Consider the following 11,224-nt stretch of genomic DNA (forward strand, 5'->3'; position numbering starts at 1 on the left):
GGCAGCGGGCGCGGGGCTCGTAGGGTGGATCCGTGACCTACGACTTCTCCGAACTCTCCCGCTCGCTGCGCGCAGGCGTCGACGCGCCCGCGGAGTGGGCCGAGCGGGCACCGCAGGGCGTCCGGGCCGCGGCGGTGCTGCTGTTGTTCACCGACGCCCCGGACCCGCGCCTGACGTTCATCGAGCGGGCGTCGACGTTGCGTCGCCACGCCGGGCAGGTGGCCTTCCCCGGGGGCGGGCGAGAGGACGCCGACGAGTCGTTGATGCACGCCGCACTGCGGGAGGCGGAGGAGGAGGTGGCGCTCGACCCGTCGCTGGTGACCGTGCTCGGGCAGCTGCCCGTGGCGTGGGTGCCGAAGAGCCGCTACGACGTGACCCCGTTCGTCGGGACGTGGGACGGTTCGAAGGCATTGCGGGCAGAGGATCCCGCGGAGGTGGAGTGGGTCTTCGACGTGCCCGTCTCCGAACTGGTGGACCCCGCCAACCGGGTCAGCGGCAGCCACCCGCTGGGCTACCGCGGGCCGGCCTGGATCCTCGGGGACATGTTCATCTGGGGATTCACGGGGCACCTGCTGGACCTCACGCTGCGGCTGGCTGGCTGGGAGCAGGAGTGGGACCAGGAGCGCACCGTGGCGATCCCGCAGCGCTTCATGCGGGACTGAGTGGGCCTCAGGCGGAGCGGCGCGGCAGTTCGTCCACGGGCCGGACCTCCACCTGCTTGTCCTTGTGCTTGCCGGTGACGGCGTCGACGAGCGCGCTCATGGTCGCCCCGGCCTCGGCGATGGTGGCCTCGGGCGCCTTCACGTGGCGGAACTGGGCGGAGCCGATCTTGAACAGGATGAACGCGATCAGCAGCGATACCACCACGCATGCGAAGAACCCGATGGTGAACGCACCCCAGGTGCTCAGGGCCGTGAAGCTGTCCAGGATCCAGCCGATGGTCAGGGCCAGGGCGATGATGAACATCCACAGCGCGTGGATCGCGAACATCCCGGCACCGCCGAAGAAGGCGCTTCCGATGCCGGCGTGTTTGGCGGCCGGGACCAGCTCGGCCTTGGCGAGTTCCTTCTCGCGTTCGACGAACTCGGCGAAGTTCGCGCGGAACTCCTGGAAGGCGTCGCCGTCTTCGGGAATAGCCATCTTTGTCCTTTCGTCGAACCCCAGCCTAGGGCCAAGGCGGGCAGGACGCGTCAGATCGGGATCCGAACGCCGTCCTCGGTGAGCCGAACGGGTGTGGTCATCTCCTCGTGGCTGACCCACGCGCGCAGGCACAGCAGCTGGAACGGCAGCCGCAGCATCTCGCCCGGCCGGACGGAGGAGGAGAACAACTCCGCCACCTCGGCGTGCAGGCGTTGCAACTGCTGCTCGGTGAGGTTCTTCGCGAGCGGCTGGCGGGTCACGAGGTCCTGCAGGTCGGGGAGGGAGACGGGCTGCCACACGCGGAAGGCGCGCTTCTCCACCTCCGGGAAGTACTTCGACCCCTCCAGCAGGTCCAGGCTCTGGTGGCCGTAGTCGCCCTTCATGGCCATCGGGTCGTAGTGGCGCAGCAGAGCGGCCAGCCGCCGCACCCAGGGCACGGAGTCGTCGCGGATCACGTAGGAGGCGGACAGGCAACCGCCGGGACGCAGCACCCGTGCGAGCTCACCCAGGGCGTGCTCGTGGTCCAGTTCATGGAACTTCTGGTGGGTGAGGATGACGTCGAACTGGAACGGCTCGGTGGGGATGGCTTCCGGGCGCGCCCAGACGGGCACGATCGACTCCTCGGCGTCCAGCCGGCGCACGACGGCCTCGTCCCAGGCGAGCGCGAACACGCTGTGCCCCTCGTCGCGGAGGCGACGCGCCATCGCGGTGCCGCCGTCGATGGTGAGGCTGCGGGCGCCCGACCACACCGTCAACCAGCTGACGGCGTCGGGGAGGAGGACGTTTTTCTTCGACATGGCTTCCTGGTCCGGGGACTTCGTTCCCCCACAGGTTATCCACAACGCAACCCCTCCCGTGACGAACAGGGGTCCCGGACCACCAGAGTGTGGGTTGTGAACCACACCGCCACCGCTGCCACACGTCCCCTGCTCGCCACCCGTGACCCGGCCCTGGCCGAGGCCGTCCTCGCGACGGCGTTGGCGCTGGGCGTGGAGGTCGACGTGGTGCGGGACCGCGACGAGCTCCGGCGCGGCTGGACCTCGGCCACGCTGCGGCTCCTGGGTGCGGACATGGCGGCGCGGGCCTCCCTGCTGGAGCGTGCCGGCAACACCTACGTGGTGGGCTCCGGGGAGGCGGACCTGCTGGCCGCGTCCGCCCAGCTCCGGGCACCGGCGCTGGCACTGCCGAACGCGACGGCGGAACTGGCCGACGTGCTGGCCGGGCACCTCCATGCCGGACCCGCGGCGCAGGCGTTCGCCGTGGTGGGCGGCTCCGGAGGGGTCGGGGCCAGCTCCCTGGTGGTCGGGTTGGCCACGGCTGCGGCGGAGGCGGGACTGCGCAGCGCCGCCGTCGAGCTCGCCGGCTGCGGCGGCGGGCTGGACCTCCTGTTCGGGGCGGAGATGCGCGAGGGTCTGCGCTGGGACGAACTGGGCCACGCCGAGGGCCAGTTGGGTGACCTCGAGGGGCACCTGCTCAACGTCGGCGGCGTCGACGTGGTGGCCCATGACCGACGAAGTCCCACGACTCCCGACGACGCTGCCGTGGCTGCCGTGCTCGGCTCGCTGGGCCGCTCCCACGGCGCGGTCTTCGTGGACGCCGACGCAGCTGACGTAGGTGGCCGGAAGCTGCAGGTGCTGCTCGTGGTGGGTGCCGACGTCGCTGCCGTGGCGGCGGCACGGATGCTGGTGGAGCGCTGGGGGCTGGAGTCGGCCCGCGTGGTGGTGCGCGACGGCCCGGGCCGGACCCTGCCCGCCGAGGCGGTGGCCGAGTCCCTCGGCATGGGCCTGCTCGGCCTGGTCCGGCACGACCGCAAGGTGCTGCGGCTGGCCCAGTCCGGCGGCAGCGTCGCCTCGGCGCCGGCGCGCCGGTTCCGCCGCGACGTGAAGGCGCTGTGGGAGGGGCTGCGGGCATGATCGACGAACAACTCGAGGCGCTGCAGACCCACCTGGGAGCCCTCGGCCGCGAGCACACCCCCGCCGACGTCGCCGCCGCCATGCGCCGCATCGGGATGGTGGTGACGGACCGGACCATGCTGCAAACCATGGAGGCGGTCCGCCGGAACAGCACCGGCGCCGGCCCCCTGGAGGACCTGGTCCGCGCGCCCGGGGTCTCCGACGTGGTGGTCAACGGGGCCGGGGCGGTGTTCGTGGACCGCGGCCAGGGCCTTGAACCCGCCGCGGTCCGGTTCCTCGACGACGCGCAGGTGCGCCGCCTCGCGGTTCGGCTCGCCGCGGCGGCCGGGAGGCGGCTGGACGACGCCCAGCCCTTCGTCGACGGTCGGCTGGCCGACGGCACCCGGCTGCACGCGGTGCTGGCGCCCGTGGCATCGCCCGGCACCTGCATCTCCCTGCGCGTGCCCGCCTCCTCCCGGATGGGCCTGGCCGAACTGGCCGCCTCCGGCTCCGTGGCTCCCGAGGCGCGCGATCTGCTGCAGGGCATCATCGCGGCCAAGGTCCCGTTCCTGATCAGCGGCGGCACCGGCACGGGCAAGACCACCCTGCTGGCCGCCCTGCTCGCGCTCGTGCCCGCCGAGGAACGGATCGTGGTTGTGGAGGATGCCCGCGAGCTGGACCCGGCGCACCCGCACTGCGTCCGGCTCGAGGCCCGCCCCGCCAACACGGAGGGCCTCGGCGCCATCACTCTCACCCAGTTGGTGCGGCAGGCGCTGCGGATGCGGCCGGACCGGGTGGTGCTGGGGGAGGTCCGCGGGGCCGAACTCTCGGACCTCCTCACGGCGCTGAACACCGGCCACGAGGGCGGCTGCGGCACCATCCACGCCAACTCGATCGCCGACGTGCCGGCGCGGCTGGAGGCACTCGCCGCCCTCGGCGGCCTCGGCCGCGACGCCTGCCACGCCCAGGTGGCGGCCGCGTTGCGGGTGGCGGTCCACGTCCGGCGCCTGCGCGACGGGCGCCGGCAGGTGGCCGAGATCGGGTTGTTCCGCCGCGGCGACGACGCGCTGGTGCGCGTCCAGCCCGCCGTGTCCTTCGAACCGGGTGGCGGTAGCACCTGGCACGAGGGCGCGGCCGAACTGCGGAGGCTGGTGGCTCTGACATGAGTGCCCTGTTGCCGGCACTGCCCGCAGCGCTGCTGCTGGCGTTCGCTGCGGCGCTCGGCGCCGGACCGCCCCGAGGGGACGCGCTGCGGCGCCTCCGGGTCCGCGCCGCCCGGCGTACCGGCCGCACGTGGCCGCTGCCGGCCGTGGCCGCGGCCCTGCTCGGGGTGCTCGGCTCGCTGTTCGGGTGGCGGGTGCTGGGTTGGGTGGCGCTCGGCGGGATCGCCGCCGCCCTGGTCTCGTGGCTGGCGCACCGGCACCTGCTGGAGCGGCGTCGCCGTCGCGCCCAGGACGAGGTGGCCGAGGCCGCGCACAACCTCGCGCTGCTGCTGAAGGCCGGCCAGATCCCCACCCGCGCGCTGGCCGAGGCCGCGGCCGACAACCCGTGCCTCGCCCCGGCCGCCGCCACCGTGGCGCTGGGCGGTGACGTCGGGGAGGCGCTGAGGGAGGCCGCGCGTGAACCGGGCCGCGAGGCGCTGGCGCAACTGGCGGGGGCGTGGCGCGTCAGCGAGGCCAGCGGGGCACCCATCGCCAAGGTGGTGGGACAGGTCACCGACACCGTGCGCCGCGAGCGGCAACTGGCCGACGTCGTGGCCACCGAACTCTCCGCGGCCAGGACCAGTGGCCGCATCATGGCCTGCCTGCCGCTGCTGGCTATCGGGTTGGGCATCGCGGCCGGAGCGGATCCGGTCACCTTCCTGTTCCGTGAAGGCTTGGGTCAGGGCCTGCTGGTGGCGGGGGTGGCACTCGCCGCCGCCGGCGTGGTGTGGACCGAACGGATCGCTGCGGGACCGGAAGCGGGAAGGGGCCCGCAGTGAATGGGATGGTGCTGGGCGGTGCGTTCCTGGTGGCGGCGGCGTGGCTGGCGTTCCCGGCCTCGGCTGCAGGGCTGCTCCGGTTGCGGCCGGAGCGCTCCGAGCCGGCGGTGGCCCGTCTCCTCGAGGGGCGGCCCGGTGCGCCGCCGCTGCGGCAGCGGGCCTGGCTCGGGGCCGCCGTCGGGGTGCTGGTGCTCGTGTGGCAGCCCGGAGCTGCAGGGGCGCTGCTGGCGTTCGCGCTGGGAGTCGGGGTGGTCGCCGGGCTGGGCTGGCTGTGGCGTGCCCCGGCCACGGACCCGGCGCTGTCACGGCAACAGGCCGGGACCCTCGAACTCTTGGCGGCCTGCCTCGAGGCCGGGGCGCCGATGCGCCGGGCGGTGGACACCGTCGCGGCGGTGTCCGAAGAACCGACCGCGGGACTGCTCGAGCGGGTCTCCGGCCAGTTGCGGCTCGGCCGGACCGAGGCCGACGCGTGGGCGGTGCTCGCCCGGGACGAGGTGTGGGGCGCGGTCGCCCGCGACGTCGCCCGCTCGTCACGCTCGGGCACGGCACTCGCCGACGGCCTGCTCGTCCACGCCGAGGACCAGCGCCGGCGCCTCGAGGCGGAGCAGACCAGGACCGCCCGCAGCGTCGGAGTGCGCTCAGTACTGCCGCTGATGGTGTGCTTCCTGCCCGCGTTCGTACTGGTGGGGGTGGTGCCGATCATCGCCGGGCTGCTGGGCAACTTCCTCGAATGAGCAACGCCGCAGGGGCCGGGGTCCGCGTAGGGTTGGGCGAAGGTCTGTCGAGGGTGAGGAACGGTGAGCATGAGGGTCGGGGTCCCGCGCGAGGTCAAGAACGGCGAGTACCGGGTGGCACTGACGCCCGCCGGGGTGCACGAGCTGGTCAAACGCGGCCACGAGGTGGTCATCGAGACCGGCGCCGGCGAGGGCTCGGCCATCCGCGACGACGACTACGGCGCCGTCGGGGCCCGCATCGTCCCGGACGCTGCCGAGGCCTGGGAGGCCGAACTGGTCTGCAAGGTCAAGGAGCCCGTCGGCGACGAGTTCGCCCACCTGCGCGAGGGCCTCACGCTGTTCACCTACCTGCACCTGGCCGCGGCCCCCGAACTGACCGACAGGCTGCTGGCCTCCGGCGTCACCGCCGTCGCCTACGAGACGGTCCAGCTTCCCAACCGGCAACTGCCGCTGCTGTACCCGATGAGCGAGGTGGCCGGCTGCCTGGCGCCCCAGATCGGCGCCTTCCACCTGACCACGCCGCAGGGCGGCCCCGGGGTCCTGATGGGCGGGATCGGGGGAGTGCCCAACGCCAAAGTGCTGGTCCTCGGCGCCGGCGTCTCCGGCCAGAACGCCGCCAGCATCGCCCGCGGCATGGGCGCCGACGTCACCATCCTGGACACGGACCTGGACAAGCTCCGCACCGTCCACTGGCGCTGGGACGGCGCCGTGCGCCAACTCGCCTCCGACGAACTGACCATCCGCCGCGAGATCGTCGACGCGGACATCGTCGTCGGATCCGTCCTGATCCCCGGCGGCCGGGCGCCGCGCCTGGTCACCAACGAGATGGTGGCCACGATGAAGCCCGGCTCCGTGCTGGTGGATATCGCCATCGACCAAGGCGGCTGCTTCGAGGACTCCCGCCCCACCACCCACGCCGAGCCCACCTTCCAGGTGCACGGCTCCACGTTCTACTGCGTGACCAACATGCCCGGCGCCGTGCCCAGCACCTCCACCATCGCGCTCACCAACGCCACCACCCCCTACATCCTCCAACTGGCGGACCTGGGCTGGCGCGAGGCCATGCGCGCCAACCCGGCGCTGGCGCTCGGGCTGAACACGGCCGGCGGCCAGGTGGCCAACGCCGCCGTCGCCGAGGCCCTCGGCCACGACGCCGCACCCCTCGACGACGTCCTCGCCTGAACCACGGGAGCCCTCCGTCGCGCGTCGGCGTGGTGACAGGTGTCGGCGACACGCCGACGAACCTTCCTCCAGAGCAGAGAAAGCGCTTGCTCACCGACGCTCGTCACCACCACCTCCGCTGACCCCGCCCCGGGCCGCGGCCCCGCGCCACGCCGGACCCTTTACTAATCACAGCTTTGTGATTAGCATCCCTAGTGCTGGTTCACCTCGTCGGCCACAACATGTTGTGGTCGAGGTGGTGAGACAACAGGGAACCCGGTGTGAATCCGGGACTGCCCCGCAGCGGTGAGAGGGAACGACAGGCGGCATCGAGCACTGGCCACATGGCTGGGAAGCGTCGCCCGGTAGGTCCACACCTGGAACAGGTGTCCGCCCTCGAGTCCGAATACCTGCCAGCGGCCGGGAGACCATCCCGGCCAGTCCGACCAACGGTCTCGCGGGAAGACCGGGCGCACTGGCAGTGCTCCCTCCGCGTGACCCTTTGCTTCGAGGAGAGAGCAAGTGTCACCCATCACCGTCTACAGCAAGCCGTCCTGCGTCCAGTGCACGGCCACCTATCGCGCCCTCGACAAGCTGGGCCTCCACTACGACGTGGTGGACCTCGCCACCGACGAGGCCGCCCTGCTCGAGGTCACCGCCATGGGTCACCTCCAGGCGCCGGTCGTCGTCGCAGGCGAGGAGAACTGGTCCGGCTTCCGGCCGGACCGGATCAGCGCCGCCGCCGCACGCCTCGCCGCAGCCTGAGGCGTGCGGCTGGTCTACTTCTCCTCGGCCTCGGAGAACACCCACAGGTTCGTCGCGAAACTGGGGGTGGATGCCATCCGTATCCCCCTGCACCGCCGCGACGAACCCCTGGAGGCCACCGAACCGTACGTACTGCTGCTGCCCACCTACGGCGGCGGCAGCAGCGGCGGTGCGGTCCCCAAGCAGGTGATCCGGTTCCTCAACCAGCCGGGCAACCGTGCCCTGATCCGCGGCGTCATCTCCGCGGGCAACACCAACTTCGGCGAGGCGTACTGCCTGGCGGGCGACATCGTCGCCGCCAAGTGCCAGGTGCCGCACCTCGACCGCTTCGAACTGCTCGGAACGCCCGACGACGTCGCGCGGATCCGCGAAAGGCTCACCCGAAATGACTGACCTGTTGACCCCCACCCAGAGCGCCGCCGTCCCCGCCGGGGAGGCGGACCACCACGCGCTCAACGCCATGCTGAACCTCTACGACGCCGAGGGCCGCATCCAGTTCGACGCGGACAGGCGCGCGGCGCACCAGTTCTTCCGCAACCACGTCAACCAGAACACGGTGTTCTTCCACTCGCTCGCGGAGAAGCTCGAGTACCTCGTGGCTGAGGGCTACTACGAGGCCGAGGTCCTGGAGCGCTACGAGTTCGAGTTCGTCAAGAGCCTGTTCAAGCGGGCCTACGCGGTGAAGTTCCGGTTCCCCACCTTCATGGGTGCGTTCAAGTACTACACGTCCTATACGCTCAAGACCTTCGACGGCACCCGCTACCTGGAGCGCTTCGAGGACCGGGTCTGCATGGTGGCCCTCACCCTGGCCGCCGGCGACCGCGCCCTCGCCGAGCACGTCGTCGACGAGATCATGTCCGGCCGGTTCCAGCCCGCGACCCCCACCTTCTTGAACGCCGGCAAGGCCCAACGCGGCGAACTGGTCTCCTGCTTCCTGCTACGGGTGGAGGACAACATGGAGTCCATCGCCCGCGCCATCAACTCCTCGCTGCAACTGTCCAAGCGGGGCGGCGGGGTGGCGCTCAGCCTGACCAACATCCGCGAGGCCGGCGCCCCCATCAAGCAGATCCAGAACCAGTCGTCGGGAGTGATCCCCGTGATGAAGCTGCTCGAGGACTCGTTCAGTTACGCCAACCAGCTCGGGGCGCGGCAGGGCGCGGGGGCGGTGTACCTGAACGCCCACCACCCCGACATCCTGTCCTTCCTGGACACCAAGCGGGAGAACGCCGACGAGAAGATCCGCATCAAGACCCTCTCCCTGGGCGTGGTCATCCCGGACATCACGTTCGAGCTGGCCAGGAACAACGAGGACATGTACCTGTTCAGCCCCTACGACGTCGAGCGCGTCCACGGTGTCGCGTTCAGCGAGGTCTCCGTCACCCAGAGGTACCGGGAGCTGGTGGACGACAAGCGCATCGGGAAGAAGAAGATCAACGCGCGGCGGTTCTTCCAGACCCTCGCCGAGATCCAGTTCGAGTCCGGCTACCCCTACATCGTGTTCGAGGACACGGTGAACCGGGCCAACCCCATCGACGGCCGCGTCACCATGAGCAACCTGTGCTCGGAGATCCTGCAGGTGTCCACGCCGTCGAGCTACAACGAGGACCTCTCGTATGCCGAGGTGGGCAAGGACATCTCCTGCAACCTCGGCTCGCTCAACATCGCCCGCACCATGGACTCGCCGGACCTCGGGCGCACCGTCGAGATCGCAGTGCGGGCGCTCACGGCAGTCTCGGACCAGTCGAACATCGCCTGCGCTCCCAGCATCGAGCACGGCAACCAGCGCAGCCACGCCATCGGGCTGGGGCAGATGAACCTCCACGGCTACCTGGCGCGGGAGTCCATCCACTACGGCTCCGACGAGGGCCTCGACTTCACCAACATGTACTTCTACACCGTCACGTTCCACGCCATCGCGGCCTCGTGCCGGATCGCCCGTGAGCGCGGCGTGCACTTCGAGGGGTTCGAGCGCAGCAAGTACGCCACGGGGGAGTACTTCGAGAAGTACCTAGCGGGGGAGTGGGTGCCCCGGACCGCTCGGGTGGCGGAACTGTTCCGGGAGGCGGGGATCGCGATCCCGACGCCCGACGACTGGCGTGCGCTCGCCGCCGAGGTGGCCGAGCACGGCCTCTACAACCAGAACCTGCAGGCCGTGCCGCCCACCGGCTCGATCAGCTACATCAACCACTCCACCAGCTCGATCCACCCGATCGTGGCGAAGGTGGAGATCCGCAAGGAGGGCAAGATCGGCCGTGTCTACTACCCGGCCCCGTACATGACCAACGACAACCTCGAGTACTACGCCGACGCCTACGAGATCGGCCCCGAGAAGATCATCGACACCTACGCCGAGGCCACCAAGCACGTGGACCAGGGCCTGTCCCTGACGCTGTTCTTCCAAGACACGGCCACCACCCGAGACATCAACAAGGCCCAGATCCACGCCTGGCGCAAGGGGATCAAGACCCTCTACTACATCCGGCTGCGGCAGCTGGCGCTGGCCGGCACCGAGGTCGACGGCTGCGTCAGCTGCATGCTGTGACGAACAGGAACGAGACAAACACGATGAACCGAACCACCCCGCTGCTGCGCGGCGTGCAGGCAGTCAACTGGAACCGGGTCACCGACGAGGTGGACGCCGACGTCTGGGACCGGCTGACCAGCAACTTCTGGCTGCCCGAGAAGGTGCCGTTGAGCAACGACATCCCCTCGTGGCGCACCCTCACCCCCGCAGAGCAGTTGATGACCACGCGCGTGTTCACCGGCCTGACGATGCTGGACACCATCCAGGGCACCATCGGCGCCGTGTCCCTGATCCCGGACTCGATCACCCCGCACGAGGAGGCCGTCTACACCAACATCGCGTTCATGGAGTCTGTGCACGCCAAGAGCTACAGCTCGATCTTCTCCACGCTGATCTCCACCGAGGAGATCGACGAGGCGTTCCGCTGGAGCGAGGAGAACCAGAGTCTCCAGCTCAAGGCGAGGATCATCCTGGACCACTACCACGGTGACGACCCGCTCAAGCGCAAGGTGGCCTCCACGATGCTGGAGTCATTCCTGTTCTACTCGGGCTTCTACGCACCCATGTACTGGTCCAGCCGGGCCAGGCTGACCAACACCGCGGACCTGATCCGGCTGATCATCCGCGACGAGGCCGTCCACGGCTACTACATCGGCTACAAGTACCAGCAGGGGCTGAGGCTGGAGTCCGAGGCGCGTCGCGAGGAATTGAAGGACTACACCTTCTCGCTGCTGCTGGACCTCTACGACAACGAGGAGGCCTACACCGCGGACCTGTACGACCCGCTGGGCCTCACGGAGGACGTGAAGATGTTCCTGCGCTACAACGCCAACAAGGCCCTGATGAACCTGGGCTACGAGGCGATGTTCCCCAAGGAGGCGACGGCGGTCTCGCCGGCGATCCTGGCCGCGCTGTCCCCGAACGCCGACGAGAACCACGACTTCTTCTCGGGTTCCGGATCCTCCTACGTGATGGGAAAGGCGGTGAACACCGAGGACGAGGACTGGGAGTTCTGACGCCCCTGCCG

The 11,224-nt window shown here is 70.4% G+C and carries 12 protein-coding genes and 1 riboswitch; of the genes, 10 read left to right on the forward strand and 2 right to left on the reverse strand.

The window, feature by feature from the left end; all coding sequences use genetic code 11:
• The first annotated feature begins 32 nt into the window (after window positions 1–32).
• Entirely contained in the window at window positions 33–662 is a 630-nt protein-coding gene (locus ACYU7G_RS07660; RefSeq protein WP_461106431.1) for an NUDIX hydrolase, read from the forward strand.
• A 7-nt stretch (window positions 663–669) separates the two neighbouring features.
• Here ACYU7G_RS07660 and ACYU7G_RS07665 read toward each other — a convergent pair whose 3' ends face one another.
• A complete protein-coding gene (locus tag ACYU7G_RS07665) occupies window positions 670–1,140 on the reverse strand; it encodes a phage holin family protein (RefSeq protein ID WP_461106433.1) in 471 nt (156 codons plus the stop codon).
• Between the two features lie 50 nt (window positions 1,141–1,190).
• Window positions 1,191–1,937 (reverse strand): class I SAM-dependent methyltransferase, encoded by a 747-nt coding sequence (locus ACYU7G_RS07670; protein ID WP_461106435.1) that lies wholly within the window; start codon window positions 1,935–1,937, stop codon window positions 1,191–1,193.
• Window positions 1,938–2,033: 96 nt separating this feature from the next.
• On the opposite strand from ACYU7G_RS07670, the gene ssd reads away from it, so the two are divergent.
• The 9 genes from ssd to nrdF all read left to right on the forward strand — a co-directional run bounded on the left by ssd (window position 2,034) and on the right by nrdF (window position 11,213).
• Complete coding sequence (ssd, locus tag ACYU7G_RS07675) at window positions 2,034–3,053, forward strand: septum site-determining protein Ssd (RefSeq protein ID WP_461106437.1); 1,020 nt, start codon at window positions 2,034–2,036, stop codon at window positions 3,051–3,053.
• Window positions 3,050–4,198: a TadA family conjugal transfer-associated ATPase gene (locus ACYU7G_RS07680; RefSeq protein WP_461106439.1), complete on the forward strand. Its 1,149-nt coding sequence runs from the start codon at window positions 3,050–3,052 to the stop codon at window positions 4,196–4,198. The genes ssd and ACYU7G_RS07680 overlap by 4 nt, the downstream gene beginning before the upstream one ends.
• Window positions 4,195–5,013 (forward strand): type II secretion system F family protein, encoded by an 819-nt coding sequence (locus tag ACYU7G_RS07685; protein ID WP_461106441.1) that lies wholly within the window; start codon window positions 4,195–4,197, stop codon window positions 5,011–5,013. The genes ACYU7G_RS07680 and ACYU7G_RS07685 overlap by 4 nt, the downstream gene beginning before the upstream one ends.
• Before the next feature lie 5 nt (window positions 5,014–5,018).
• Entirely contained in the window at window positions 5,019–5,747 is a 729-nt protein-coding gene (locus ACYU7G_RS07690) for a type II secretion system F family protein (protein ID WP_461107259.1), read from the forward strand.
• A 69-nt stretch (window positions 5,748–5,816) separates the two neighbouring features.
• Window positions 5,817–6,929 (forward strand): alanine dehydrogenase, encoded by a 1,113-nt coding sequence (gene ald / locus ACYU7G_RS07695; protein ID WP_461106443.1) that lies wholly within the window; start codon window positions 5,817–5,819, stop codon window positions 6,927–6,929.
• A 181-nt stretch (window positions 6,930–7,110) separates the two neighbouring features.
• A riboswitch (cobalamin riboswitch) is annotated at window positions 7,111–7,340 on the forward strand.
• A gap of 90 nt (window positions 7,341–7,430) precedes the next feature.
• Window positions 7,431–7,673: a glutaredoxin-like protein NrdH gene (gene nrdH, locus ACYU7G_RS07700; RefSeq protein WP_461106445.1), complete on the forward strand. Its 243-nt coding sequence runs from the start codon at window positions 7,431–7,433 to the stop codon at window positions 7,671–7,673.
• A gap of 3 nt (window positions 7,674–7,676) precedes the next feature.
• Entirely contained in the window at window positions 7,677–8,066 is a 390-nt protein-coding gene (gene nrdI / locus ACYU7G_RS07705; RefSeq protein ID WP_461106447.1) for a class Ib ribonucleoside-diphosphate reductase assembly flavoprotein NrdI, read from the forward strand.
• Window positions 8,059–10,215 carry a class 1b ribonucleoside-diphosphate reductase subunit alpha gene (nrdE, locus tag ACYU7G_RS07710; RefSeq protein WP_461106449.1) on the forward strand — a complete coding sequence of 719 codons (2,157 nt, stop codon included), beginning with the start codon at window positions 8,059–8,061 and terminating at the stop codon, window positions 10,213–10,215. Before nrdI ends, nrdE begins: the two co-directional genes overlap by 8 nt.
• Window positions 10,216–10,238: 23 nt before the next feature.
• Window positions 10,239–11,213, forward strand: a complete 975-nt coding sequence (gene nrdF / locus ACYU7G_RS07715) for a class 1b ribonucleoside-diphosphate reductase subunit beta (protein WP_461106451.1) — start codon at window positions 10,239–10,241, stop codon at window positions 11,211–11,213.
• The last annotated feature ends 11 nt before the right edge of the window (window positions 11,214–11,224 follow it).

The organism is Tessaracoccus terricola (genome assembly GCF_054776555.1).